The sequence below is a fragment of the Tunturiibacter empetritectus genome, from assembly GCF_014201375.1.
GTDB lineage: Bacteria > Acidobacteriota > Terriglobia > Terriglobales > Acidobacteriaceae > Edaphobacter > Edaphobacter lichenicola_D.
Genome location: NZ_JACHDZ010000001.1, coordinates 16,121 through 39,752 on the forward strand (window position 1 = coordinate 16,121; position 23,632 = coordinate 39,752).

The 23,632-nt window shown below is 57.9% G+C and carries 27 protein-coding genes, 1 tRNA gene and 1 pseudogene; 17 read left to right on the forward strand and 12 right to left on the reverse strand.

The window, feature by feature from the left end; genetic code table 11:
* Positions 1-131: 131 nt before the first annotated feature.
* Entirely contained in the window at positions 132-1,127 is a 996-nt protein-coding gene (locus HDF10_RS00070) for an AraC family transcriptional regulator (RefSeq protein WP_183811380.1), read from the reverse strand.
* Positions 1,128-1,249: 122 nt separating this feature from the next.
* Between HDF10_RS00070 and HDF10_RS00075 the strand changes: the two genes are divergently transcribed.
* From HDF10_RS00075 to HDF10_RS00090, 4 genes are all read left to right on the forward strand, one after another.
* Positions 1,250-1,984, forward strand: a complete 735-nt coding sequence (locus HDF10_RS00075; protein ID WP_183809309.1) for an SDR family NAD(P)-dependent oxidoreductase — start codon at positions 1,250-1,252, stop codon at positions 1,982-1,984.
* 135 nt (positions 1,985-2,119) lie between these two features.
* Entirely contained in the window at positions 2,120-2,851 is a 732-nt protein-coding gene (locus tag HDF10_RS00080; protein WP_183809310.1) for an SDR family NAD(P)-dependent oxidoreductase, read from the forward strand.
* 46 nt (positions 2,852-2,897) lie between these two features.
* On the forward strand, positions 2,898-3,500 hold the full coding sequence (locus tag HDF10_RS00085) for an NADPH-dependent F420 reductase (RefSeq protein WP_183809312.1): 603 nt from the start codon (positions 2,898-2,900) through the stop codon (positions 3,498-3,500).
* 37 nt (positions 3,501-3,537) lie between these two features.
* On the forward strand, positions 3,538-3,954 hold the full coding sequence (locus HDF10_RS00090) for a nuclear transport factor 2 family protein (RefSeq protein ID WP_183809314.1): 417 nt from the start codon (positions 3,538-3,540) through the stop codon (positions 3,952-3,954).
* 157 nt (positions 3,955-4,111) lie between these two features.
* Here HDF10_RS00090 and HDF10_RS00095 read toward each other — a convergent pair whose 3' ends face one another.
* Together HDF10_RS00095 and HDF10_RS00100 are read right to left on the reverse strand one after the other, a co-directional pair.
* Positions 4,112-4,693, reverse strand: coding sequence for a helix-turn-helix transcriptional regulator (locus HDF10_RS00095; RefSeq protein ID WP_260177514.1), 582 nt, complete (start codon positions 4,691-4,693; stop codon positions 4,112-4,114).
* A 20-nt stretch (positions 4,694-4,713) separates the two neighbouring features.
* A complete protein-coding gene (locus HDF10_RS00100; protein WP_183809316.1) occupies positions 4,714-4,926 on the reverse strand; it encodes a hypothetical protein in 213 nt (70 codons plus the stop codon).
* On the opposite strand from HDF10_RS00100, the pseudogene HDF10_RS21295 reads away from it, so the two are divergent.
* Positions 4,925-5,650, forward strand: a pseudogene (locus tag HDF10_RS21295) (tyrosine-type recombinase/integrase). The gene HDF10_RS00100 and the pseudogene HDF10_RS21295 overlap by 2 nt on opposite strands.
* 85 nt (positions 5,651-5,735) lie before the next feature.
* On the opposite strand, the gene HDF10_RS00115 reads toward HDF10_RS21295, so the two are convergent.
* A tRNA-Val gene (locus HDF10_RS00115) sits at positions 5,736-5,812 on the reverse strand.
* Between the two features lie 80 nt (positions 5,813-5,892).
* Between HDF10_RS00115 and HDF10_RS00120 the strand changes: the two genes are divergently transcribed.
* The 7 genes from HDF10_RS00120 to HDF10_RS00150 all read left to right on the forward strand — a co-directional run bounded on the left by HDF10_RS00120 (position 5,893) and on the right by HDF10_RS00150 (position 11,910).
* Positions 5,893-6,468, forward strand: a complete 576-nt coding sequence (locus HDF10_RS00120; protein WP_183809320.1) for a CDP-alcohol phosphatidyltransferase family protein — start codon at positions 5,893-5,895, stop codon at positions 6,466-6,468.
* 378 nt (positions 6,469-6,846) lie between these two features.
* Positions 6,847-7,314, forward strand: a complete 468-nt coding sequence (locus HDF10_RS00125) for an RrF2 family transcriptional regulator (RefSeq protein ID WP_183809322.1) — start codon at positions 6,847-6,849, stop codon at positions 7,312-7,314.
* A gap of 68 nt (positions 7,315-7,382) precedes the next feature.
* The gene (locus HDF10_RS00130; RefSeq protein ID WP_455685148.1) at positions 7,383-8,663 is read left to right on the forward strand and encodes an IscS subfamily cysteine desulfurase; all 1,281 of its coding nucleotides are present in this window, start codon (positions 7,383-7,385) and stop codon (positions 8,661-8,663) included.
* A 60-nt stretch (positions 8,664-8,723) separates the two neighbouring features.
* Positions 8,724-9,140 carry a Fe-S cluster assembly scaffold IscU gene (gene iscU / locus HDF10_RS00135; RefSeq protein ID WP_183809324.1) on the forward strand — a complete coding sequence of 139 codons (417 nt, stop codon included), beginning with the start codon at positions 8,724-8,726 and terminating at the stop codon, positions 9,138-9,140.
* A 99-nt stretch (positions 9,141-9,239) separates the two neighbouring features.
* Positions 9,240-9,740, forward strand: a complete 501-nt coding sequence (locus tag HDF10_RS00140; RefSeq protein WP_183809326.1) for a HesB/IscA family protein — start codon at positions 9,240-9,242, stop codon at positions 9,738-9,740.
* A complete protein-coding gene (gene hscB / locus HDF10_RS00145; protein ID WP_183809328.1) occupies positions 9,741-10,352 on the forward strand; it encodes a Fe-S protein assembly co-chaperone HscB in 612 nt (203 codons plus the stop codon). It begins immediately after the preceding gene.
* 697 nt (positions 10,353-11,049) lie between these two features.
* Positions 11,050-11,910: a WD40 repeat domain-containing protein gene (locus HDF10_RS00150; protein WP_183809330.1), complete on the forward strand. Its 861-nt coding sequence runs from the start codon at positions 11,050-11,052 to the stop codon at positions 11,908-11,910.
* 391 nt (positions 11,911-12,301) lie between these two features.
* Here the strand turns inward: HDF10_RS00150 and HDF10_RS00155 are convergent, their stop codons facing one another.
* The 3 genes from HDF10_RS00155 to HDF10_RS00165 form a co-directional block, all read right to left on the reverse strand.
* Entirely contained in the window at positions 12,302-12,799 is a 498-nt protein-coding gene (locus tag HDF10_RS00155; RefSeq protein ID WP_183809331.1) for a DinB family protein, read from the reverse strand.
* A gap of 242 nt (positions 12,800-13,041) precedes the next feature.
* Entirely contained in the window at positions 13,042-13,536 is a 495-nt protein-coding gene (locus HDF10_RS00160; protein WP_183809333.1) for a VOC family protein, read from the reverse strand.
* Positions 13,537-13,599: 63 nt separating this feature from the next.
* On the reverse strand, positions 13,600-14,421 hold the full coding sequence (locus HDF10_RS00165) for a helix-turn-helix domain-containing protein (RefSeq protein WP_183809335.1): 822 nt from the start codon (positions 14,419-14,421) through the stop codon (positions 13,600-13,602).
* Positions 14,422-14,528: 107 nt separating this feature from the next.
* Between HDF10_RS00165 and hscA the strand changes: the two genes are divergently transcribed.
* Positions 14,529-16,535 (forward strand): Fe-S protein assembly chaperone HscA, encoded by a 2,007-nt coding sequence (gene hscA / locus HDF10_RS00170; RefSeq protein WP_260177515.1) that lies wholly within the window; start codon positions 14,529-14,531, stop codon positions 16,533-16,535.
* Between the two features lie 3 nt (positions 16,536-16,538).
* Complete coding sequence (locus HDF10_RS00175) at positions 16,539-16,973, forward strand: 2Fe-2S iron-sulfur cluster-binding protein (protein WP_183809337.1); 435 nt, start codon at positions 16,539-16,541, stop codon at positions 16,971-16,973.
* Positions 16,974-16,980: 7 nt separating this feature from the next.
* On the opposite strand, the gene HDF10_RS00180 is transcribed toward HDF10_RS00175, so the two are convergent.
* Positions 16,981-17,400: a DUF1348 family protein gene (locus HDF10_RS00180; RefSeq protein ID WP_183809339.1), complete on the reverse strand. Its 420-nt coding sequence runs from the start codon at positions 17,398-17,400 to the stop codon at positions 16,981-16,983.
* Positions 17,401-17,446: 46 nt separating this feature from the next.
* Positions 17,447-18,517 carry a PGN_0703 family putative restriction endonuclease gene (locus HDF10_RS00185; protein WP_183809341.1) on the reverse strand — a complete coding sequence of 357 codons (1,071 nt, stop codon included), beginning with the start codon at positions 18,515-18,517 and terminating at the stop codon, positions 17,447-17,449.
* An 81-nt stretch (positions 18,518-18,598) separates the two neighbouring features.
* On the opposite strand from HDF10_RS00185, the gene iscX reads away from it, so the two are divergent.
* On the forward strand, positions 18,599-18,814 hold the full coding sequence (iscX, locus tag HDF10_RS00190; RefSeq protein ID WP_183809343.1) for a Fe-S cluster assembly protein IscX: 216 nt from the start codon (positions 18,599-18,601) through the stop codon (positions 18,812-18,814).
* A gap of 105 nt (positions 18,815-18,919) precedes the next feature.
* Here iscX and murJ read toward each other — a convergent pair whose 3' ends face one another.
* Positions 18,920-20,587, reverse strand: a complete 1,668-nt coding sequence (gene murJ, locus HDF10_RS00195; RefSeq protein WP_311732618.1) for a murein biosynthesis integral membrane protein MurJ — start codon at positions 20,585-20,587, stop codon at positions 18,920-18,922.
* A gap of 71 nt (positions 20,588-20,658) precedes the next feature.
* On the opposite strand from murJ, the gene HDF10_RS00200 reads away from it, so the two are divergent.
* Entirely contained in the window at positions 20,659-21,576 is a 918-nt protein-coding gene (locus tag HDF10_RS00200; protein ID WP_183809345.1) for a LysR substrate-binding domain-containing protein, read from the forward strand.
* An 82-nt stretch (positions 21,577-21,658) separates the two neighbouring features.
* Positions 21,659-22,594 (forward strand): YeiH family protein, encoded by a 936-nt coding sequence (locus tag HDF10_RS00205; RefSeq protein ID WP_183809347.1) that lies wholly within the window; start codon positions 21,659-21,661, stop codon positions 22,592-22,594.
* Positions 22,595-22,722: 128 nt separating this feature from the next.
* Here HDF10_RS00205 and HDF10_RS00210 read toward each other — a convergent pair whose 3' ends face one another.
* Positions 22,723-23,100: a hypothetical protein gene (locus HDF10_RS00210; RefSeq protein ID WP_183809349.1), complete on the reverse strand. Its 378-nt coding sequence runs from the start codon at positions 23,098-23,100 to the stop codon at positions 22,723-22,725.
* 2 nt (positions 23,101-23,102) lie between these two features.
* A complete protein-coding gene (locus HDF10_RS00215; protein WP_183809351.1) occupies positions 23,103-23,621 on the reverse strand; it encodes a MerR family transcriptional regulator in 519 nt (172 codons plus the stop codon).
* Positions 23,622-23,632: the final 11 nt, after the last annotated feature.

Sequence of the window (23,632 nt, forward strand, 5' to 3'; positions counted from 1 at the left end):
TTCGGATGGTACCTGGAGCCTGCCTATGACGAGGACTGATCGTGGTCCTCCGGTCGATTTTGCAAGCGCTATGTTCCGTTCGTGAACGCGAGGCACTTGGGGCACCGCCACCAAAGTCAGAGTCCTCCGCTTCAAAAAGCTTCCGCTGTTCCGCCATTGGCGCGGCCTTCACGAGCACGTTTGATGTATTCACCAGTATTGACCCCAACAACTCGCTTAAACGCTTTACTGAAGGCAGCGTCGGACTCGTAACCGACCAACCGCGCTACGTCTATGAGCTTTTTGTCGCGCTGTTCGAGTAACTGCATCGCCTTCTGCATCCGCCATCCAGTCACATACTCCAGCGGTGTTTGTCCGAGTAGCTCTCTAAAACGGGCTGCGAATGCGGAGCGAGACATACCCGCGGCTGCGGCCAGCGATTCGACCGTCCAGGCTGTATTCACTCTGTCGTGAATGACTCTGAGGGCAGTGCCCAGTTGAGGATCGAAGACGGCACGAAGCCATCCTTTGTTGTGTTCCGGCCCGGACGCGATATGCGCCCGGAGTAGCTGGATAAATAGAACCTCGGCCAACCGAGTTGCGACCACTCCAGATCCGGGCGCCTGTTCTGCCATCTCTGATGCCAGCGCCTGCACAGTGTTGTGAAGAGCAAGTGTGCGTGCCTGATCGGCCTTGACCAGAATGAAGCTCGGCAACAACTGGGTGATGGGCCTCAGGCTGCGGCGATCGAAACTAAAGGATCCACAGACGATTGTCGTCGGTGTGCCACCACCTCCGTAATGAACGACATTGTCGTTGGCTATCTTGGCGATTTCGCGGAAAGTTGACCTTGGACGTGTTCGCGGGCTATCGCGCATGACGATCGAAGTGCCGCGGGCCAGCAAGAAGCAGTCGCCACCGGTCAACGGAATCGGATCCGACATGCCTTCGACATTGAGCCAGCAGTTCCCGCGTAACAGCATGGCGAAGTGCGCCAAGTCTGTGGGTGTATGTTTGTCTCCAGACGGAGTGGCCTGTTCTTCGGCCTGTTTCTCTTGGACTAAGCCCCATGGAGCGGTAACTTCGAGTCTGTGCTGACCGAAAGCTGTGATGTGCATGGTTCTAAAGATGTCGCTTATGGGATCCACATTAGCCTCCTTCTCTTGGACGAATAGACAAAATGTTTGGACATTCGAGCAGTTCTCGTCCACTGCCAAAGAACTCTACTCCTCAGTAGTGGATGCTGGACATCCACCAAAGGGAGGCAATTATGGGAAAGCTTGAAGGAAAAGTTGCAGTCATCACGGGTGGGACGAGCGGTATGGCGCTGGCGAGCGCCAAGCTCTTCGTGGAAGAGGGTGCTTACGTTTTCATCACGGGACGGAAGCAGGAACAGATCGACCAGGCAATCAAGGTCATCGGACGGAATGTAACCGGCGTCCAGGGTGACGCGGCCAATCCCGACGACCTCGATCGGCTGTTCGACATCGTGAAGCGGGAAAAGGGCAAGATCGACGTCCTGTTCGCGAGCGCCGGCATAGGGGAGCCCGTGCCGCTGGGGCAGATCACCGAGGAGCACTTCGACAAGACCTTCAACTTGAACGTGCGCGGCACACTTTTCACGGTGCAGAAAGCGTTGCCACTATTCAACGATGGTGGATCAATCTTCATGACCGGGTCGAATGCTGCGGCGAAAGGTTTCCCTGGTTTCGGCGTGTATGCGGCGAGCAAGTTGGCGCTGCGCTCCTTCGCCCGTACTTGGCTCAACGAGCTGAAGGACAGAAAGATCCGCGTGAACCTGCTGGTTCCCGGCGCTATTGCCACACCGATGCAGGAAGCAGTTCTCACCAAGGAAGCGAAGCAGTATTTCGAATCCCTCATCCCGCGGGGAACGATGGGTCAGCCTGAGGAAGTCGCGACGGTCGCTCTGTTTCTTGCTTCAGACGATTCAAGCTTCGTGAACGGGGCGGAGTTGTTCGTCGACGGCGGCATGACGGCGATCTGAAATCTCAATCGTTACTTCGAGGCGAGTCACTCATCGCCGCGCCACGCGCAAACAATCGAAGTTCCCCGGGCCAACAAAAGGCAATCGAAGGGATCTTCGGTACTGAATGTTCCATATCTACCAAAGGGAGTCATCATGGGAAAGCTTGAAGGTAAGGTTGCAGTCATCACGGGTGGATCGAGCGGCTTGGCGCTTGAGAGCGCCAAGCGGTTTGTGGAAGAAGGCGCCTACGTTTTCATCGTGGGCCGAAGGCAGGAGCAGCTCGACGAGGCCGTCAAGCTGATCGGCCGCAACGTGACGGGCGTGCGCGGCGACGTGTCCAATCTCGACGACCTCGACCGCCTGTTCGACACAGTCAAGCGGGAAAAGGGCAAGATCGACATCCTGTTCGCGAGCGCCGGCAAGGGCGAGGCCGCCAAGCTGGGCGAGATCACGGAAGAGCACTTCGATGCGGGCTTCGGCCTGATTGTGCGCGGCACCTTGTTTACGGTTCAGAAGGCGTTGCCGTTGATCAACGATGGCGGATCGATCATCATGACCGGCTCCGTTGCTTCCGTGAAAGGGTTTCCTGGTTTCGGCGTGTATGCGGCGAGCAAGGCGGCCTTGCGCTCCTTTGCACGTACCTGGCTCAACGAACTGAAGGGCAGGAAAATTCGCGTGAACGTGCTGAGCCCCGGGCAGGTCGACACGCCGGATTCCCAGCGCCTCGACAAGGAGACGAGGGATATGTTTGAGTCCCTGATCCCGCACGGCAAGATGGGTCGTCCTGAGGAAATTGCGGCGGTCGCGCTCTTTATGGCTTCAGACGAATCGAGCTACGTGAATGGCGTGGAGTTGGCTGTCGACGGCGGCTTCTCCGCAATCTAAAAGCCGGGAAATCAAGAGCAACATCAACATGTATCGGAGACACGTCATGAGCTATGCCATCGTAGGATTCGGCAAGATAGGCCAGGCCCTCGCCCACGCCTTCGCCCGTAAGAACATCGAAGTCACCGTCGCGAGTCGGCGGCAGCCCGAAGAGTTAGCGCCGCTGGCTCGGGCGGTTGGACCCACGGTCGTCGCCAGGTCGCTGCAGGATGCGCTCGGGGCCGCCACAATCATCTTGGCGGTTCCGTTCGGAGAACATCGCGAGATTGCGAAGGTCCTGTCAAGTTGGAAAGGCAAGACAGTCATTGACGCGATGAACTCGTTTCCAGTCCCACCTGAGGAACTGGACGGTCTCCTGTCCTCCGCCTTCGTTGCGAAGTCGTTTACTGGCGCCAAGCTCGTGAAAGGCTTCAATCACCTGGTTGCGGCCATACTGGCGACCGATCCAGTCGTCGAGGGCGGCCACCGGGTCGTCTTTCTGTCGAGCGATGACGAGGACGCGATCGACCCCGTGGCGGACCTAGCCAAACAACTCGGGTTCGCACCCGTCAAACTGGGGAAGCTCAACGAGGGTGGCGCGCTGGTGCACGCACGCGGCCGCTCCTGGGGTCCGCTCATCTTCCAGGATTTGTTCAAGAAGGGGCAGTGAGCGGACACGCTTGTTCTAAGGGAAAAGGAGAGACTTGATGAGCATTGAAAAGAACGTCCAGGTTGTGAAGGATTTCTTTGCAGCGATGGGCAGCGAGGATAAGCAAGGCCTGCTGTCATTGTCTGCAGAAGATATTGAGTGGATCGTTCCGGGTGAGGACTGGCCGCTGGCAGGCACGTACCGCGGGCACGCGGGATTGGCGGGGGTGCTGCAGAAGGCTTCCGAAGAGATAGAAATGACCTATCCGGAGCCCTTAGAATTTGTGGCGCAGGGAGAACGGGTTCTGGTCGTCGGCGTCGCTACAGGGAAAATCAAGGCCACGAATAAGGCGTTCAAGGACGACTGGGTCTTCGACATCACTGTTCGGAACGGCAAGGTGATGAAAATCCGGGAATACATCGACACGCAAGCGCTGGCGCGGGCCTCGGAGTTGGACGCGAGCCCCAGGCTTTAACCCAATCTGAAATTGGCGATCTCGGTGAGTGCATTTTCGCCACTGCACTCACAGAGACGCGATAACTGCCGAGAAGTCGGCTTATAGTCATCGATCCGCAAGGGACGAGAAGGACGTTTGTCGGTACTTATGTCTCTGACCACGCCATGAGGACCGATCACATCACCTTTGTTGGTCTTTGCGCTTCCCGCCAATCGCTCGGCGGCATGCCTTCCCAATTCCTAAAGGCGCGTCCGAATGAGTTGGGATCTTCGAAGCCTAATAGGTAAGCGGCCTCGTTCAGTTCCAAGGCTGAGTTGCTAAGGTAGTAACGCGCCATCAGGTGACGCGCTTCGTACAGAACGCGCTGAAAACTCGACCCCGAATCTTGGAGTCTTCGTTGCAATGTGCGGGGTCCCATATGGAGAGCTCTTGAAATTGCGTCGATTGAAGGACGATGACCTGTGAGCTTGTCTTGGATGGTGCGGCGCACAAGCTCCAAGAAGCTGTCCTCTTCTTTGTACTGTCGCAACTGTTCTTCGAACTGTGGGGTAAGTAGATCGAGAAGTTCCGCGTTTCGCGTGATGAACGTCTTCGTAGCATCTTCCGCACGAAAAACAATCACATTCCGCGGAGCGCCCATGACGATATCGCAGCCAAGGCTGCGCTCTATCTGCCGAAGATTCGAGCGCTGTTGAACATATTCGGCTCTGAGCGGGTTTACCGCCGTGCCACTTCCATGTCGAGCAAGAGAGCGCATCCACGAAAAACAGTAGTCGGTTAGCCTTTGGCGATCTTGCCGCCAGCTATCTTAGCAATGGTGCGAAGAAACTGGCGGTCACAACCCAATACACCGTGAAACATAGCTTTGATAATTACCTGGTACCGCGATGGGGTGCGATCCCGGCTCTCGATATCCAACCGCTCGAAGTAGAGCATTGGCTGCGCATTGCCGCTCGCAAACCCCACGAAGGACAAATTACGCCGCCTCATGTCCATCGTGTACACACAAGCCCAGAAGTACGGGCTCGTGCCGCGAACAGAATCGTCAAATCCAATATGGTGGGTTGAGCAATCGGCGAAATCGAGCTATAAGCCAATTGTGCTGGATCCATCTTCAGCTGCCAAAATCTTTGAGACTCTATCCGGCGCAGACCGAGCCCTCGCGATTTTGGTTGCTGCCACTGGCATTCGTATCAGTGAGGCGTTGGGCTTGAAGTGGGAGGATATCGACTACCAAACCAAGCAGATCAACCTCCGTTGAGTTTGGGTTGCGAAAACAATCGTCGAGCGCCTCAAGACGGATGACTCAGAGGCTCCGGTTCCGCTCACCGATCTTCTAGCCACCATTTTGCAGGACTGGCAAAAGGAAACGGTGTACGGAAGGCCAGACGACTGGGTTTTCGCCAGCAAGAGATGCAAAGGGCAGAAACCAAGGTCGGCAAGTGTTCTTGCGTTTGATCATCTCCGTCCGGCTGCGCTGGCCGTCGGGGTCAAGATTAGGCCGGGACAACGGTTCGGCTTTCACAACTTCCGCCACGGATTGGCAAGCTGGTTGGTCAACAAGGGTACGGATGTCAAGACGGTACAGAGTCTTCTCCGTCACTCCAATTTCACAACAACACTCGGTCTGTACACTCACCTGGTAAACGAATCAATGCTGTTGGCAAAGGACTCGGTCATGCGAGCAATGACCGCCTGTCAAACCATTCAGTAGGGATAGATCTCGATGGGTAGATCGAGGCAGGTGAGATTTAGCAGGCGAGAATTTCGCGGCCTTCGGTCTAACCTATTGAAAGGGATGGTAGGCACGAGGAGACTCGAACTCCTGACCTCTACCGTGTCAAGGTAGCGCTCTAACCAACTGAGCTACGCGCCTGTGCGTCTTCTAAGACTAAACGGAGATCGGCGTTGGGGCAACCTTGGCAGGGTTGGGTTAGGATGGATTGACCCCGCAACGTGCCCTTTCTGAGCCAATTTCGCGCCGCGCCAAACCTGCTTACGCTGATGCGGCTCTTTATTATCCCCTTCCTTTTGATTGAGATTCTGGATGGGCACTATGGCGTGTCGTTTGCGCTGTTCATGTTGGCGGGGATCAGCGATGCGCTGGATGGGCTACTGGCTCGATGGCTGAGCCAGAAGACTACGCTGGGGCTGTATCTGGATCCGATTGCGGACAAGCTGCTGCTGAGTTCGCTGTTTGTGGTGCTGACGCATGTGGGGCTGATTCCACTATATGTTACGGTTCTGGTCTTCAGCCGCGACGTGGGGATTCTGTTGATCGCTACGCTGCTGTTCGCGACGGGAACGCTGCGGGACTTCCGGCCGAGCGTGTTGGGAAAGCTGAACACGTTTGTGCAGATCGTCGCTCTGATTGTGGTGATCTGTCAGAAGCTGTTTCTGTCACTGCAGCTTGCGACGCTGCGGGATGTTCTGGTGCGCGCAATCGCGGTGCTGGCTCCGCTCTCTGCGGCCCAGTATGCATGGATTGTGTTACGCAGGATGAATTCACCGCCAGAGCAGACGGTCGTCTAGTCGTCTGAGGGGATCTCGGCGAGGGCAGACTTTTCTTCGATGGCGATATCGCTGTACTCGGCCGAATCGAAGACTTCTCCGCACTTTTGACACTCAACAAATTCAGCGTCTTCCTCTCGGGCGACGATTTTGACAATGGGATGTTTGCAGATGGCAGTCATTTTGGGGAGAAAAATGTGAATGGTATGGATTTTGCGCGTCCACAGACCCCTTGTCAACCTGGATTCCAGAGTTTTGTTGGGTGAAAACTCTGGAAGGAACGTTGAATCGGAGGGCTGTCCCTTCCGGTTGCACATGCGGAATTTTGGACGTACACTATTTAGGACTGGAATTGTCTGATTTACATCAATTTCAAGGGAGCGGGAGCTCGAAGCCGACATGCTGCGTCTGACCAAAAAAGCCGATTACGGTCTGATGGCTCTGAAGTATCTGGCAGAGCAGACGGACGGCAGCGCGCACAGCGCCAAGGATATTGCAGAGGCTTATCACATTCCGCCCCAGTTGCTGGCGAAGATTCTACAGACCTTAGCAAAGGCTGGACTGCTCGTTTCGCATGCCGGGACCAATGGGGGCTATGCGCTCTCTCGTAGTGCTACGGAGATGACAGCGTTTGAGGTCATTCGGGCAATTGATGGGCCGCTTTTCATTACGAGTTGCATTACCATTCACGGAACTTGCGACCTTGCCGGGCATTGCACCATCAAAGAACCACTGCGCAAGGTCAACGACAGCATCAAGGAGTTGTTGAATGGAATCCGTATCGCGGATTTGATCGAAGCCGGGGATACGGAGCAGGCTGGACCGGGAGCGCCGGTGGGCGGTGGTCTGGTAAGCATTGCGGTTTAGCCGTACGCTGCCGACGATAGACAGTTTGAGTGGAGTGACGAGTCAGAAGCATGAGTTTGGGAGATACGATGAGCAACGAGATGAGCAATAGCGGCGTAGTGATCAGCGAGTCCTCTGCACCACTACCGGCTGGCGTAACGCTGCCGATTTACATGGACAATCACGCGACGACACCGATGGATCCGCGGGTTCTGGATGCAATGCTGCCTTACTTCGGCAAGGTTTTTGGCAATGCGGCGAGCCGCAACCATATGTTTGGCTGGGAGGCCGAGCAGGCGGTGGAGAAGGCGCGTGAGCAGATCGCCAAGCTGATTGGCGCGACCGCGAAGGAGATTATCTTTACCAGTGGTGCGACCGAGTCGAACAACCTCGCGCTAAAGGGAATCGCCGAGATGTATCGTGAGCGCGGCAACCACATCATCACGCAGGTGACCGAACACAAGGCTGTTCTGGATACATGCAAGAAGCTCGAGAAGCAGGGCTATCGCGTGACCTACCTGCCGGTGCAGGCTGATGGGCTGATTGATCTGGAGGATCTGAAGCGTGCGATCGACGACAAGACGATCCTGGTTTCGATCATGTACGCGAACAACGAGATTGGCGTGATTCAGCCTATCGCAGAGATCGGCAAGCTGTGCCATGAGAAGGGTGTGATCTTCCACACCGATGCGGTCCAGGCTGTCGGCAAGATTCCGGTGGATGTGCAGAAGGACAATATCGATGTGCTCTCGCTCTCCGGGCATAAGATCTATGGGCCGAAGGGCGTGGGCGCGCTGTACGTTCGCCGCCGCAATCCGCGGGTGCAGATCTCGGAGCAGATCAATGGCGGCGGTCATGAGCGCGGGATGCGGTCGGGTACATTGAACGTTCCGGGTATTGTTGGTCTGGGCGCGGCTTGCGAGATCGCTGGGCAAGAGATGGAGGCCGAGGCGAAGCGTGAGAAGGAACTGCGCGACTACATGAAGGCCAAGTTCGAGAAGGCTCTGGACTATGTTCATGTCAACGGCAACATGGATCATCATCTCCCGGGCAACTTGAATATGAGCTTTGTCTACGTTGAGGGCGAGAGCCTTTTGATGGGAATCAACGATATTGCGGTTTCTTCGGGTTCTGCTTGCACCTCGGCGACGCTTGAGCCATCTTATGTATTGAAGGCTCTGGGTCTGGGCGACGATGTCGCGCATAGCTCGATCCGGTTCGGTTTTGGCCGCTTCAACACGAAGGCTGAAATCGACTATGTTTCGGACAAGGTAATCGATGTGGTTTTGAAGCTTCGGGAACTTTCACCCCTGTATGAGATGGTGAAGGAAGGCATAGACCTCACGAAGATTGAGTGGGCTGCTCACTAATTCGGCAGCATTTACACTTTAGAGTTTGGAATCTGAAAAGTTAGAGACAGGAGAAACAAGATGGCATATAGCGATAAGGTCGTAGATCACTACAATCATCCACGAAACGTTGGCACGCTGGACAAGAGCGCTGCCGAGGTTGGCACCGGGCTTGTAGGCGCACCGGAGTGCGGCGACGTGATGCGGCTGCAGATTCGCGTGAATCCCGAGACGAATGTGATTGAAGATGCGAAGTTCAAGACGTTCGGCTGCGGTTCGGCGATTGCGTCTTCGTCGCTGGCGACGGAGTGGGTGAAGGGCAAGACGATCGACGAGGCGTTGGCGATCACGAATACGGATATCGTGAAGGAGCTTGCGCTTCCTCCGGTGAAGATTCACTGCTCGGTGCTCGCGGAAGACGCGATCCGCGCGGCGATCGGCGACTGGAAGAAGAAGAATAACGTTGCCGAGACGGCATCGGTTGCTGTTGCTCACTAAGTTTTGAGTGGCGGTACAGGGTTGAGAACAACGGTAGCGGCGCATTTTTCAGTCGCGTCGCTACCGTGTTCTGTTGGTAGGTGCGGCAAGGACGGCGATATGGCGATGGTGACTCTACAAACCGCGGCGGAGATGGAGGAGGCCCAGCGGGCTGCTGCATCCGGCCAGGCGAAGAATCCGCTGGCGGGGATGAATGTGCTGACGGCGCAGGGGCAGGAGCCAGGTCAGAAGGGCATTCAAATTACCGAGAAGGCGCTGAAGCGGATTCGCGTTGCGATGGCCAAGGAAGGTGTTTCGCCGGAGCAGGGTGGACTGCGGGTGGGGATTCAGGGTGGCGGCTGCTCGGGGCTGAGCTATAACATTCGCTTCGATACGCAGCCTCGTGAGCGAGATCGTGTCTATGCGTTCGGTGAGGGGCTGGCGACCGTCGGCGATCCTACCGACGGGAAGGCGATACGAATCTTCGTTGATCCGAAGAGCTTTATTTATCTGCATGGCATGGTGCTCGACTTTGAAGAGACGCTGATGCGGCAGGGGTTCAATTTCATCAATCCGAATTCGACCAAGAGCTGTGGGTGTGGGTCGAGTTTTACGGCGTAGATGGATTATTTCTCTTTTTTCGATCTTCCGAGGAAGCTGACGCTGGATGTGGCGGCGTTGGAGAAACAGTTTTATGTGCTGAGCCGTAAGCTGCACCCGGATCGCTTCGCTTCGAAGCCGGTAGCTGAGCAGGAGGCCGCGCTGGCGCAGAGTTCGCTGCTGAATGACGCTTACCGCACGCTGAAAGACCCGATCTTGCGGACGCAGTATCTGCTGACGCTTGAGGGGGTCGAGCTGGAGGAGCAGTCGAAGGCGGCGACGGATGCGGCGCGGGCGTCGGGCGAGCAGAAGAAGCAGATTGTCCCTCCGGAGTTGCTGGAGGAGGTCTTCGAGCTGAACATGCAGCTGCAGGAGATGCGCGCGGCGAACCAGATGGGTGAGGATGAGCCGGAGTTGCGGCGCGACCTGATGACGGCGAAGGACAGCTTCGACGCAAAGATGGTGGAGACGCAGGCGGAGTTGGAGGGGCTATGGTCGGCCTGGGACTCCGGCGTGGATGCCGGGGATGAGGAAGCGAAGCTCCGAGCGAGAGACGCGATGGTGGTACTGCTGAACAAGCGGAGCTACCTGCGGAACCTGGTGCGGGATGTGAACGAGGCCCTGGGACGGTAGGGCGCTGGGGCTGTGATGGGTCCGCATTGTTACTCTCCTCTGCCGGGGGCCCCCCCCCCTATTACCCGCGTATAAACCTTTTATTATGAGTAGTTTGCGGCAAGTAAACCTTCGCAAATAATTCATTCTAAAAGGCTTACCTGCAGATTATTCATTCCAAACGGTTTACGGCCAATTTGCCCAGTTCTGGGGTTCTAGCGCCGCTTAAAACGAAAGAGCCCTGGCTTATGGGCCGGGGCTTTTTTGTCTTCCTTCATTCATTATAGTGGAGTTCCCCTAACTAATACGCCACGCGAATGTGCTGGATTGACGCGGGGTTTTGCGTTTCAGGGGCTTGACAGGATTTTGGCTCGGGAAGTTGTTATCCAACATACAAAGATTCCGATTTGCCGTCGGACCTGGTTTTTGGGAACTTGCTCAAAAGCAGACTTTACGGGCGTTTCATAAAAGGTCGTCTGAAAGGGTAATTTCTATTCATGAGTCGAGCGATCTGCATCATGGCCTTATTTTCGTCCCTTCTTCTGTTAGCGCAGGAGAAGCCTGCGGGGCCACCCGCCATCAACTCGTTCCCCGATTCGGACTTCACACTCCGCGACCACGGCGTGAACCACAGAAAGGTAGGGTCGTGCTGGGCCCAATGGAAAGCGACGGCAAGGGAGGAACTAAAGGCTCCTTCGCGGTATATGGAGGCGCATCCATGATTCAAGTTGGAAGCCTGTCGTTCAGTGGCGACGGAAAGATGTTAGCAGTTGGAAGTACGCCCGGGCATGTAGACGTGTGGGACATTGAAAAGCGAACAAAGCTTTTCTCATTAGACGGAGGCACTACGGTTGCATTGAGTCCCGATGGTCGCCTGCTTGCGAAGGATGGAAACGGAATCGAGATTTGCGACGCGGCGACGGGCAAACTGATCAGGAGAATTCCGTGGTCCATCACAACCTCAACTCCAGGCGTTCAGCGAATGATCAAGAAGCTGGAGTTCAATGCTGCGGGAAGCCAGTTGGAGGTCTCCTCAAACGGTGAAAATGATTTAGTTTTCGGTGTTTCTTCCGGCCAGTTGGTAGCCACTCTCACAAGTACACAGCAGGGGCAGTTTTCACGGGACGGGACGGCCTTTGTTGGCGGCAACGGAAAACACTTGATTGCATGGAGTACGAACGATTGGAGCAAGGTTAGCGATGTGCCGAATGGCCCCGACTACGTCACGCAAATTGCTGCTTTCCCCGAGAAAGACCTCGCGATTGTAGGAGGCCCGAACGGTGCGCGCCTTGTCCATATCAGTTCGGGAGAAGACGTTGCAAATGTGGGATCGGGGTACACGAATTTTGCCGCATTCAATCAAGACGGGACTTTGGTTTTCGCCTACACGGGTGGCGGCTTCGGTGTTTGGGATACCAGTGGAAAACAACATTGCCACAAGGAAGGTCTCGGCAATGGCACCGCCGCAATCAGTTCTGATGGTCGCTGGCTAGCTGCGGCGATGGTGGACGGTGGTACGAATGTAGCGATCTGGAATCTCAAAAACCTAACAGGTGTTTGTGGCGGCTCGGCTCCATGACGGGCCGGTGACCGCAATTTCTTGTATTGTCCGCTTGTTATATCTCCGTAGATCCTGTGCCCTCACTCGACGCGGTCATCGTTCAGTTCCACTAAGTGCTGCCACCCGGATGATCCGCGTTCGTGAAAAACGGGGTTTTGACCAAGTTCGAATCTCCCGCGCACGCCTTCGGCGCGGATGAGATTTTGAACACTCACCCGGCAACCAATCGAGTGGCGGCATAACGTTGTGGTCGGTGGCGGAATTCATAGTATTCCGCACGATACACGCTGACTAGTTCGATCGCTTTAGCTAAGAACTTTCAATAAATGCTCTGACCCAACCGTGCACGGGAAAGCGCTAAAGCTGATTGGGCGGTGGCGAACTCGACCTTGAAAAAAGGGGTGCAGGCTTAGTTGCCGCTTGCGGTTAGGCGCTCTAGTTGCTGGAGGTGGTTGATGTCGTGGCCGGCCATGGTCTCGACGATGGTCCAGAGGGTCATGGTGCCGCGTTCGGGGTGGGTGGCGGGGTGGTGGCGGTCGTCTTCAGAGACGGTGGCAAGGAAGAGGAGGTTCCAGTTGCGGATGGCGTCGAAGAGAGCGAGCGCGGGTTCGAGCTGGTAGACGGCGTAGCGCTGGGACCAGGCGTCCTGGTCGAAGGGCTGGATGATGTGGTGGGGCTGGTCGGGAGCGGCGGCGAGGGTCTGGCGGAGACGGAAGGCGAAGACCATCTCTGTGTCGGCGAGGTGGGTGATGATGTTGCAGATGCTCCATTTGCCGGGGGCGGGTGGAGTGTTGACCTGCGCGCCGGAGAGATGAGCCGTGAGGGTGTGGAGGCGCTCGGAGGTGCTGGTGAGGACAGGGATGGGGTCGTTGCCGTCGAGGTACTTTGCGTAGGGGTTTAATTCCATCTGGAGACGGTATCACGAGGGGCAGGGGGGAAGGCTAGATGTTGGTTTCGGATGTTGGGTTGATTGAAGTTGATTTAAATAGACGCTGTCCTGCCGGACGGGCTCCCTGCGCTCGGCCACCCCACAAACGAAGACCTGTTTGTGGGGACCCCGGTTCAGGCGGTCACTTCGTGACGTGTATACCCCTTCGGTTGGCGCTCCCGATGGTCACGAGGAAGATGGGATCGACGGCTATGTTTCGGTCATCGACGTGCGCTTTCTTGAGCGTGCTCGATTGCTGACTCGGGCTTTGGCTGCGATGATTCCTGTTGCCAGGGGTTGTAGGTGCCGATGCCCCACATGTGGCCTTCGAGGTCGCGGCAGGAGAAGTGGCGGCCACCGTAGTCCATGTCGCGGATGTCAATGATCATCTCAGCGCCGGCTGCCTTTGCGGTGGCGTAGATGGCGTCGGCATCGGGGACTACGAGGTAGGCGCCCTGGGTTTCGCGGAAGCCGATCTCGTCTGGTTGGGCCATGAACTTGCCGGCTTCGCCGCCGTTGTCGACCGAGCCGATCATGATCATGCCCGGGCCGAGAGTGAGTTGGGCGTGCTGGACGGTTTTGTTGTCGGGGGCGACGAAGACTGCTTGCTTTTTCAAGCCGAAGGCGGTGACGAGCCAGTCGATGGCGGCTAGCGCGTTGCGGTAGCGGAGGCTCGGGATGATGGTTGATCCGGTGGTGTTGATTGGAGTGTTCATGGTTGGAAGGATGCCATGTTGTTGTGGGGTCGTCTTGGAAAAATCGGCGGTGGTGGGAGATTTTTAGTCGAGCGGAATGTGGTTGGCCCAGATGCGGTTGGTGGTGGTGTAGTCGGAGGCGCTGAGGCCGGAGAAGGCGCGGAAGTCGTTGGCGAAGTGGGACTGGTCGTAGTAGCCGCAGTTGAGGGCTAGTTCGGCCCAGTGGACGTCGGAGCCGCGATGCATTTGTTGGATGGCTTGCTGGAAGCGCTGGATGCGGCAGTAGAGTTTGGGGGAGATGCCGACCTGTTGGTTGAAGCGCTCGGAGAGACGACGGGGGCTGAGGCCGGTGGTGCGGGTGAGCTCGGCGATGGTCGTGGTGCCGGGTGAGGTGTCGAGGTGGGTGAGGGCGTAGTCGAGGATGGGGTCGCGGCGCTGATGTTTGCTGAGGGAGAGGCGCGTGAGGAGGGCGAACTCGAGGAGAGAAAATTTTTGTTCGGGGGTAGGGGCTTCGCGGAGGTCGTTGCGGAGGTTGAGGGAGGCGCGGCCCCAGAGGTCGTCGAGGGAGGTTTCGCAGTTGGTGAAGAGGTGTGCGTCTTCGGGGAAGAAGGCAGCGGTGCCGCCGGGATGGAAGACGACGCCGATGAGCTCGGTGAAGTCGATGGCGTCGATCTGCTGGTGGCGGGAGTAGATGCCGAGGAAGATGGCTGCCGGGGTGTGTGAGAGTGGGTTGATGAAGTTGTTGGCGTCGGTGAGGTAGTCGCGGGCGAGGGAGAGGACGATTTGGGCGCGGCCGGTGGGGAGAACGCGCTCGTGGCGGTGGGTGGCGTGAGGGTCGCGGGCGTACCAGAGGCTTTTGATGAAGGGAGAGAGGGCGGGGTGGGGGTTGTGCTCAAGATAGAGCATGCATCGGCCTCGGTTCGGAGCACATCTGAAGGAGATGCGCGTGGGTGGCGGTGCTCGTGATGCGATTGTAGGACAATAGAAGATGGACTAATAGGGGATTTGAAGCGATGGCGGATGAACGGGTTGTAGGGATTGATTTGGGTACGACAAATTCGCTGGTGGCGTATATGGAGGGTGGTGCGCCGGTGGTGATTCCCGGCGAGGACGGCGAGCGGCTGGTGCCGTCGGTGGTGGCTTGGACTGATAACGGGGTGGTGGTGGGGAATGCTGCTCGTGGGACGCTGATGGCGGACTCGGCGAGCGCAGTTTATTCAGCTAAGCGGCTGATGGGAAGGGACATCGAGGACGTGCAGGGGGAGTTGAAACTGTTTCCGTTCAAGCTGGCGGAGGGGTTGAGGCCGGGTGAGGTGTTGAAGGTGAGCGTGGGCGGATTGATGCTGACGCCGCCGGAGATCTCGGCCTATGTGCTGCAGCAGTTGAAGAAGAACGCGGAGAGATTTTTTGGTGGGCCGGTGACGAAGGCGGTCATTACGGTTCCGGCGTACTTCAATGATGCTCAACGGCAGGCTACGAAAGATGCAGGGCGGATTGCCGGCCTCGAGGTGCTGCGGCTGGTGAATGAGCCTACGGCCGCTGCCCTGGCTTATGGGTTGGAGAAGAACAAAGACGGCCTGATTGCTGTGTATGACTTTGGTGGTGGGACATTCGACGTCTCGATTTTGAAGCTGCATGAGGGGATCTTCGAGGTGGTCGCGACGGGTGGGGATACGCATCTGGGTGGGGATGATATCGACAACCTGATGATCGCGATTGCGCTGGATGATATTGCCGGGGATCTGGGGGAGGATGTTCGTGGGAACGGCGAGGCGGTGCAGGCGGTTCGTAAGGCGGTGATCGAGGCGAAGATTCTGCTTTCGAGTACGGACAACGCGACGTTGAATGTTGAGCTGCCGAGTGGGAAGCATTATCTGCGGCAGATCTCGCGGGAGCAGTTTGAGGGCCTGATTGCCGGCGTGATTGCGCGGACGGCTGGGCCTTGCAGGCAGGCTTTGAAAGACGCTGGATTAAGCGCGGCGCAGATCGATGAGGTTGTGCTGGTTGGCGGGTCGACGCGGATTCCCGCGGTGCGGGCTCTCGTGGATGATCTGTTTGAGATGAAGGCGCGTGGGAAGAAGCCGCATACGGAGTTGAATCCGGACGAGGTGGTGGCGCTGGGGGCTGCGGTGCAGGCGCAGATTCTTGCGGGTGGGTCGGCTGCGACGGAAGACCTGCTGCTGTTGGATGTAACTCCGCTTTCGCTTGGGATCGAGGCGCTGGGTGGTGTGGTGGCGAAGATTATTCAGCGGAACTCGACGATTCCTGCGAGCGCGACGGAGCACTTTACGACGGGCGTGGATGGGCAGACGAATGTTGCGATCCATGTGGTGCAGGGAGAGCGGGAGCTGGCGAAGGATTGCCGGTCGCTGGCGCGGTTTGATCTGAAGGGGATCCCGCCGATGGTGGCGGGGCTGCCGCGGATTGAGGTGAAGTTTCTGATCGATGCGAATGGGATTCTCCACGTGAGTGCGCGGGAGCAGAGAAGCGGGAAGGAGGCTGAGGTTGAGGTGAAGCCTACGTACGGGCTCACCGACGAGCAGGTGGAGACGATGATTCTGGACTCGTTCGATAACGCGGAGACCGATATCCAGGAGCGGCAGACGATTGAGGCGAAGAATGAAGCTGAGACGATTCTGAGTGCGGTGAAGAAGGGTAAGGGCCACGCTGCGTGGCAGATGTTGACGAGCGTGGAAATAGAGAAGATCGCTACGGAGGTCTCGTTTCTAGAGGCTGCGGTGCAGGGTGGGGAGTACAAAGTGATTCGCAACGGGATCGAACGGCTGGATAAGGCGACGCGGCGGTTTGCGGAGTTGATGATGGATACCGCGGTCTCGGGCGCGATGCAGGGCAAGACGATGGAGGCTGCAGGTGAGAGCATAGGAGAGGGGCCTACGGCTCCGCATCCGTTTGCGAAGGCGCAGGTGAGCAGCTCGCATGCTGCTGCGGATACTGAGACAAAGAGCATTGAAGAATCCATTTACGATGAGGCTACGGCCGGAGAGTCGACGGAAGATTGAACAATGAGTGAGACGAAGAAGATTGCTGAAGCTGTGGATCTGTCGAAGCCTGCGGGCGAGGGAATGGTTCGCGTGACGTTTTTGCCTGAGGGCAGAACGGTGGAGTTTCCGTTCGACACGCTGCCGTATGAAGGACATGGATTGCCGATGTCGTTTCTCGATGTGGCGGAGAACTATGACATCTTTTTGGATCATGCGTGTGGTGGAGTTTGCGCTTGTACCACGTGCCATATCCATGTGAAGGAAGGCGCGCCGGGGATTAGCGAGGCTGAGGATCTGGAGTTGGATCGGATGGAGACGGCGGCGGATATTCAGTTGAACTCGCGGCTGGGATGCCAGGCGGTGATTGAGAAGCCGGGGACCTATGTGGTGGAGATTCCGAAGTGGAACAGGAACTATGTGCAGGAGGGCAAGCCTGCTCATGGACCCGGCGCCTAGAATCCCGTTATCGTGGCTCACGTGATCGCGGGCGCAATTGACTTTGGTATTCGGCGCTGTCGAAGCTTCCTAGCGAGGAAGCAACGCATCCATCGGAGTCGATATGCCACGTCTCGGAGCCGCTAATGCGAACCGGTTGTCCGGTGCCTCCCGGACCTGTGTTGTTTCCTGTGAGAGTCCAGTGGTAGATGACTCGGTCGTTTTGGATGCTCAGGTCGTCCATGACGATGCGCAGATCGGGGAAAGCGGCCATGAAGGATTGAACTACTTCCGCAATTGCGGTTCTCCCGACTGCGGGAGTGCCGTCGTTGATGCGGAGTGAGCCGTTCGCTGCAAAGAAGGCAGCGACGCTCGCGGCATCCTGGCTGCACCAGGCGTCGGTATAATGCGCTGCAAAATCTCGCAGCTCGGACGGATCGGCTTGCATGGACTCCAATTGTATCGGTGAGTCCGCGAGAGCGATGGTGTGATGACTACGCGGGGAGGATTCCGTACTTTGCTTCGAGGAATTGTTGCAGGTCTTCAGGGAGTACGGATGTCAGCTCCTGCCAGGTTAGGAGTTTGAGGCGCCAGGCGAAGCTGGGGTAGTGGACAGCGGAGAGGACGGAGTACCAGATCTCGATGAGGTCGTGGCGGCGAGCGTCGCAGAGGACGCAGAAGGATGCGTTGGAGTCAAAGGCGGCGAGAACGTTGCGGATGAGCTGGTAGCCTTGGATGATTGTGCGTGAGTGCGCTGATGTTACGGCCGAAGGCGCTGGGTTGGGTGGCTCTTCAAGGTCGGAGAAGTCCTCTGCCGATGGGTGCGTTGGTGGCGCGATGATTTTGTGGGGGAGGCGTTCGACGGCGAAGATGGTTTCGAGATCGCGATAGCGCTCGACGAGGCGCGGGCTGGCGGTCTGGAAGTTGGATTCGGTGAGCTTGGCTTCGACGAAGAGTTTGCCGAGTTGTAGGTCGATCTCGGTGCGGTCTTTGAGGTGATGCGCTTCTTCCGCTTGTGGCGAATTTGTGCGGATGCTGGCGTCGCTGAAGAGTGATGCGGTCGATTCTTGTTGATCGATGATGCGCGTTGTCTTCTTTCTGCTGGCATGAGATCTCTTCAGCGGTACTCCGGGGTGAATTCCGAAGTTGGGTTGGGTCTCGGAGTGGATGCCTAGAAGATTGGCGACGGCGGGGTTGAGACGGCTGTTGGAGAAGACTCCTGGGTGGCAGAAGATGTTCATCAATAGGGCGTCGGAGCTGTTGGCACAGTCGAGCTCCTTCCATTGCCAGTCGGCGCGGGCGCGAACGCGGCGGTGGGCGGTGTGGGCTTTGGCGAGGCGGCGTGACCACGCTGGGCTGGCGCTGATGGCGGCATAGCTTGCGGGATGGAAGTTGCCGTGGCGGGCTTGCTCGTCGCAACCGAAGAGGATGCTGGGTTCGGTGCCGGTGGTTTGTTCGTGCAGGAGATTGCTTGTGGTGGCGAGATGCTGGGCGCGGGCGTTCAGATCGCGGCGGAGGAGGGATGCGGACCAGGGTGTGGGAACGGTTTGGTGGTTGTGCGCCATGGAACTGTTACCGGTTTCTTGTAGTCTTTTGAATAAGGCGGTTCTTAGCCGCTTGAGATTAGTTTATTTGGGGGGGGCGCTATGGCGTTTGAGTTTGATTGGACGGATGCGGAAGAGATTGGGATTCAGCTGCAGGAGAAGTATCCGGAGATCGAGCCCTATTCGGTGCGGTTTACGGATCTGCACAAGTATGTGACAGGGCTGCCGGGATTTGTGGGTGATCCGGCGAAGTCGAATGAGGGGATTCTGGAGGCGATTCAGACGGCGTGGAATGAAGAGTATGAGGATGCGAAGTAGTGGACTGTTGAGCAGAGGCGAAACCAGAGAGGGTTTCCTGCCGGACGGCCCGTGCGCTTGCCACCTACGAACGAAGACCTGTTCGCGGAGACATCGATTCGGCTGTCACTTCGTACTTTGTTTGGTCGAGGCAAAGCGGGAGCGGATTTGATGCAGGAGCTTGGAGCCTGTTAGTTGGAGGGTTGCGATTGAGAGCGTGGCCCAGACTGCGGTGGCGGCGGCGATGATGACTAGATCGCGAAGGTGGCTGTGATGGAGAGGGAGGAGATGGACTACGACGGCCGCTCCGGCAAAGCTGATGATGGCGGCGAGGAGTGCGCCTGCTAATTCGCGGAGTTCGAGGCCGGAGAGACGGACGAGCTTGCGGTGATTGAGGAGGATGGCGAGGGTCAGGGTTTGAATGACGATGCCGATGTCGGAGGCGATGGTGAGGCCTTTGAGTCCGAGGGTGTGAAAGAGAAGCGCGTAGATGGGGATGGAGACAAGGGTGACGATCCAGCCGGCGGTGGCCGGGGTGATGGTGTTGCCGGCGGCGTAGAAGGAGCGGGCGTAGATTCCCTGGGCGGCCCAGAAGGCGATGGAGAGGGTGAAGAGAGTGAAGTAGAGCGCAGTGGCGCGGGCGTCTTCCGGCGAGAAGAAGCCGCCGCGGAAGAGATCGACGATCGGCTTGGCGAGGGCGATCATCCACGCTCCGAGGAGGAAGGATGCGGCTAAAACTCGGGAGACGGAGCGGTTGACGGCGTTGGCGAAGTCGTCGAATCGACTCTGGCTGTAAAGGGCGGAGAAGAAGGGGAGCGAGGCTGCTCCTGCGGCCTGACCGAGGATGCCCATGGGGGCTGTGAAGAGCGTTTTGGCTACGGTGAGGAGGCTTATGCCGCCTACGTCATTGGAGGCGAAGTAGCTGAGGATCCACTTGTCTGCGGTAACGAGGGAGACGCCGATCATGAGAGGGAGGGTGAGTCGCAGCCACTCGAGGAAGGCGGGGTGGCGGAGGTTGAGGATGGGGTGATAGCGGAGGCCGCCGTGGAAGGCTCCGTAAAGATTGAGGGCGGCAGGGCCGAGGATGACTCCGGCCAGCACTCCGATGGCGAGAGAGTAGATGCCGAAGCGTTGATGGAGGAAGATGGCTCCGAGGATGATGCCGGAGTTGTAGATGAGTGGGCTGATGGCCTGGTAGAGAAATATTTTGCGGACGAGGAGGCGGGAGCCTAAGACTCCGCCAAGGAAGAAGAAGAACTGCGCGGGCAGCAGGAGGCGAGTAAGGGCGGTGCAGCGGGCGGCTCGGTGAGGGTCGAAGCCGCGGAAGGCAATGTGGGTGTAGTAGGGGGCGAAGATTTCGGCCAGGACGATGCCTAGGAGAAGCACGGCGGCCATGGCGTTAAGGATGATGGAGAGTGCGCGGTCGGCGCCTGCTTCGTCATTTTGCGCTCGGTAGCGGCTAAGGATGGTGACAAGTGAGATGGAGACGACTCCGCCGACGAGGAAGTAGGCGAGCATGTCTGGTAGCTGGAAGGCTGCGTTGTAGGCGTCGGTCTCGGGGCTGGCTCCGAAGATGCGGTTGATGTACTTGGTGCGGATGAGGCCGAGGACTCCGGAGAGGAGGGTGGAGAGCATGAGCAGGAGTGTGGCGGAGAAGGCGCTCTGCGTCGAGGAGGGGTGGAGGAGAGCGAAGAGGCTGCGGCGAGGTTTTGGTTTGGAGGCTGGCGTGGCAGGCTCGAGAGTACTGGATTCGAGGGGGCTGAGAGCCGGGTTGGGATCTTCGTTGATGGCCACGGGTTAAATTGATTTTATCGGGTGGGCTTATGCTGATGGGTGGCGGGTCTGGTTCGTGGTGAGGAGTGAGCTTGGAGAACTTTCGGTTGCGGGTGTTTCGCGCGGTGGCGGAGGAGTTGAGCTTTCGTAAGGCTGCGGAGGTGCTGCATCTGAGCCAGCCGGCGGTGAGTCAGCATGTGCGTGCGCTGGAGGAAGAGGCTGGGGTGCAGTTGTTTGACCGTGCGAGAGGCGCAGGGCATGGGAGCCAGATCTCGCTGACCGAAGCTGGGCGAGTGCTGCTGAGGTACGCGAACGCTGCAGCGGAGACGATGGTTGAGGCGCGGCGCTCGCTTGCGGCTCTGCATGAGGAGGCGGATGGTCCGCTCAAGCTGGGTGCTTCGACGACGGTGGCGCAGTATCTGCTGCCTCGGATCTTGGGGGCGTTTTTGAAGCAGTATCCGCAGGTGAAGCTGTCGCTGGTGAGCGGGAATACAGAGCAGATTGTGGAGGCGGTGGCGGAGAAGAAGGTGGCGCTGGGAATTATTGAAGGGCCGGCGATGCGACGGGAGGTGAAGACGGAGCGGATGGTGGAGGATGAGATGGTGCTGATTGTGTGCCCGAATCATGCCTGGGCGCGGAAGGGAGGGGCGATTGAGAAGAAGGAGCTGGCGAAGGTGCCGTTGTTGTTGCGGGAGCGGGGGTCCGGTTCGAGGCGTGTGGTGGAGCGAGCGTTGAAGGAGATGGGGTTGCCGCTGCGGTCGCTGCAGGTTGCGATGGAGCTGGACTCGACCGAGGCTATTATCTCTGGTGTTGAGGCGGAGCTGGGAGTGGGGTTTGTTTCGCTGTGGGCGCTGGGAAAGGCTTTGCGGCTTGGTACGGTGAAGGTGGTTGCAGTGAAGGGGCTCGAGATGCGGCGGGACTTCAGCTTTGTCCGGCTGGCTGGTGCAGAGATGACGGGTGCTGCGGCGGCGTTTCAGCGGTTTGCGCTGGGGGCGGCCGACGGGCAATAGCTGATATACGTGATAAGTATTACTTATCGGCGATTGGAAAGTACTTCTCGACTCGCAGACTAGGTGCGCACATGCTTTATGCATGTGGAAGAAGTATCTTTTCTATATCGGAATTATTGTTTCTGCGAGCGGGCTGATCGGGCCTCCGCTTGCGTTGGCTGCGGGACTCGCGTTCGGACTGAGTACGGTGCATACCTTTCATGGGGAGGGGCGGAACCTTTCAAAGTTTCTGCTACAGGCTGCTGTGGTTTGCCTGGGCTTTGGGATGAACCTGAAGGAGGTAGTGCACGCGGGTGCATCGGGCTTTATGTACACGGCGATCAGCATTACGTTTGCGCTGGCTCTTGGTGTTGCTCTGGGTAAGCTGCTGCAGGTGGGAAAGACGCAGTCGCTGCTGATCAGCTTTGGGACGGCGATCTGCGGGGGGAGTGCGATTGCGGCGATGGGGCCGGTGCTCAATGCGAACGAAGAGGAGATGGCGGTTTCGTTGGGTACGGTGTTTGTGCTGAACTCGGTGGCGCTGCTGCTGTTTCCGTTTATCGGACATCTGATGAACTTCTCGCAGACGCAGTTTGGGCTGTGGTCGGCGCTGGCGATTCACGACACGAGTTCGGTGGTGGGCGCAGGCGCGAAGTATGGGCCGACGGCGCTGGCAGTGGGAACGACGGTGAAGCTGGCTCGGGCGCTGTGGATTGTGCCGCTGGCGATTGCTACGGCGATGCTGAAGAAGAGCAAAGCGAAGGTGCCGTGGCCGTGGTTCATTCTGTATTTCTGTTTCGCGGCGGTGGCGGCGAGTTACCTGCCGCGATATATGCCGCAGTCTGTGCCGCTGTTTTCTGCTCTCAATCGGTTGGGGCGCGCTGCTTTGACTGTTGTGCTATTTCTGATTGGGACCGGCATTACGCGGGAGACGTTGAAAGAAGTCGGAGTAAGGCCGATGGTGCAGGGAGTCACGCTTTGGATTGTGGTGGCGAGCCTATCGCTATGGGCGATTCATGTGGGATGGATTTCGCTGTGAGGAGTTAGCGTGGTTCTTGTTGAGGTAGAGTTCGGACGGTTCGCCGCAAAACCTATGTTTCAGAAATCGAGGCAAGGGCACCCGCATCTTTGCCAAGACTCTGGTTCTATTTCATCAAGAATTTTGCTCTAGCGGTCGGGAGGCGTCGAGGCGGTGGCTCGCGGCTGGTCGCCGCTCCTGTCTTTGAAGGGATCTATCCATTGGGTGGGGAGGCTGTTTCGACTGCCTCTCTTTTTTATTTTGATGCTGGAAGAGATGGAGATGCCTGCTACGGTGAAGCTCACCATCTGCCGCTGGCTACAACGGAGGCAGCGGACCGGGTAGCGCATGAAGAGTATTTCAGTGAGGTCCTGCGATCGAAGGCTGGACCGGCGGAAGTTCTGGCCGGAGCAATACTGACAGCGGATGGGAGCGCCGTTGCGAGACTCGGTGCCGAGGTAGGGGACGCGTGTGTGGGAGGAGTGCCTGCGGCGGGAGCTTTCCTTGTAATCGTCGTTGAATCTCATCTTCAACTCTTGTCCTCTTCGGGGAGGAGTGGAAGGTTGAAGAGTCTCTCCGGAGTTTGGCGCGGGGTGTTTGGAGTGCGAGGAGCGCGAATCGGGTGCACGGTGGGGCGGGCCGGTGATTTCGAGAGTAGGGTGTGGAGATCGCGGAGATCTTTATGCAGTTTGCGGAGCTGGCGGGAGTCGATGCTGGTGGGTGCGCCCTCGATGGTGAGGGCTAGTTGTGGCTCGCGCTGCCGGAGTTCTCCTTTGAAGACTTGGCGGGCGCCAGGGATGGTGTAGCCCTCGTTGTAGAGGAGACTCTTGATGCGGAGTGCCATCTCGACGTCGCGCCGGCGATAGAGTCGCTGGCCTGTGCCGCCTTTGTGTGGCTTGAGCTGAGGGAACTCGCTCTCCCAGAAGCGAAGGACATAGGCGGGGACGTCACAGAGTTTGGCGACCTCACCGATGCGGAAGTAAAGCTTGTCCGGGATGTCAGACCCGGAGGGTGGGGTGGTTTTGCGGATTGGCTGGTGCTGCGCCATGCCAGAAGCTC

Bases quoted from the DNA above. Each gene is read 5' to 3' on its own strand.
- HDF10_RS00075 (WP_183809309.1), top strand. From the start codon at position 1,250: ATGGGAAAGCTTGAAGGAAAAGTTGCAGTCATCACGGGTGGGACGAGC.
- HDF10_RS00080 (WP_183809310.1), top strand. From the start codon at position 2,120: ATGGGAAAGCTTGAAGGTAAGGTTGCAGTCATCACGGGTGGATCGAGC.
- HDF10_RS00085 (WP_183809312.1), top strand. From the start codon at position 2,898: ATGAGCTATGCCATCGTAGGATTCGGCAAGATAGGCCAGGCCCTCGCC.
- HDF10_RS00090 (WP_183809314.1), top strand. From the start codon at position 3,538: ATGAGCATTGAAAAGAACGTCCAGGTTGTGAAGGATTTCTTTGCAGCG.
- HDF10_RS00095 (WP_260177514.1), bottom strand. From the start codon at position 4,693: ATGCGCTCTCTTGCTCGACATGGAAGTGGCACGGCGGTAAACCCGCTC.
- HDF10_RS00100 (WP_183809316.1), bottom strand. From the start codon at position 4,926: ATGAGGCGGCGTAATTTGTCCTTCGTGGGGTTTGCGAGCGGCAATGCG.
- HDF10_RS00125 (WP_183809322.1), top strand. From the start codon at position 6,847: ATGCTGCGTCTGACCAAAAAAGCCGATTACGGTCTGATGGCTCTGAAG.
- HDF10_RS00130 (WP_455685148.1), top strand. From the start codon at position 7,383: ATGAGCAACGAGATGAGCAATAGCGGCGTAGTGATCAGCGAGTCCTCT.
- iscU (WP_183809324.1), top strand. From the start codon at position 8,724: ATGGCATATAGCGATAAGGTCGTAGATCACTACAATCATCCACGAAAC.
- HDF10_RS00140 (WP_183809326.1), top strand. From the start codon at position 9,240: ATGGCGATGGTGACTCTACAAACCGCGGCGGAGATGGAGGAGGCCCAG.
- hscB (WP_183809328.1), top strand. From the start codon at position 9,741: ATGGATTATTTCTCTTTTTTCGATCTTCCGAGGAAGCTGACGCTGGAT.
- HDF10_RS00150 (WP_183809330.1), top strand. From the start codon at position 11,050: ATGATTCAAGTTGGAAGCCTGTCGTTCAGTGGCGACGGAAAGATGTTA.
- HDF10_RS00155 (WP_183809331.1), bottom strand. From the start codon at position 12,799: ATGGAATTAAACCCCTACGCAAAGTACCTCGACGGCAACGACCCCATC.
- HDF10_RS00160 (WP_183809333.1), bottom strand. From the start codon at position 13,536: ATGAACACTCCAATCAACACCACCGGATCAACCATCATCCCGAGCCTC.
- HDF10_RS00165 (WP_183809335.1), bottom strand. From the start codon at position 14,421: ATGCTCTATCTTGAGCACAACCCCCACCCCGCCCTCTCTCCCTTCATC.
- hscA (WP_260177515.1), top strand. From the start codon at position 14,529: ATGGCGGATGAACGGGTTGTAGGGATTGATTTGGGTACGACAAATTCG.
- HDF10_RS00175 (WP_183809337.1), top strand. From the start codon at position 16,539: ATGAGTGAGACGAAGAAGATTGCTGAAGCTGTGGATCTGTCGAAGCCT.
- HDF10_RS00180 (WP_183809339.1), bottom strand. From the start codon at position 17,400: ATGCAAGCCGATCCGTCCGAGCTGCGAGATTTTGCAGCGCATTATACC.
- HDF10_RS00185 (WP_183809341.1), bottom strand. From the start codon at position 18,517: ATGGCGCACAACCACCAAACCGTTCCCACACCCTGGTCCGCATCCCTC.
- iscX (WP_183809343.1), top strand. From the start codon at position 18,599: ATGGCGTTTGAGTTTGATTGGACGGATGCGGAAGAGATTGGGATTCAG.
- HDF10_RS00205 (WP_183809347.1), top strand. From the start codon at position 21,659: ATGTGGAAGAAGTATCTTTTCTATATCGGAATTATTGTTTCTGCGAGC.
- HDF10_RS00210 (WP_183809349.1), bottom strand. From the start codon at position 23,100: ATGAGATTCAACGACGATTACAAGGAAAGCTCCCGCCGCAGGCACTCC.
- HDF10_RS00215 (WP_183809351.1), bottom strand. From the start codon at position 23,621: ATGGCGCAGCACCAGCCAATCCGCAAAACCACCCCACCCTCCGGGTCT.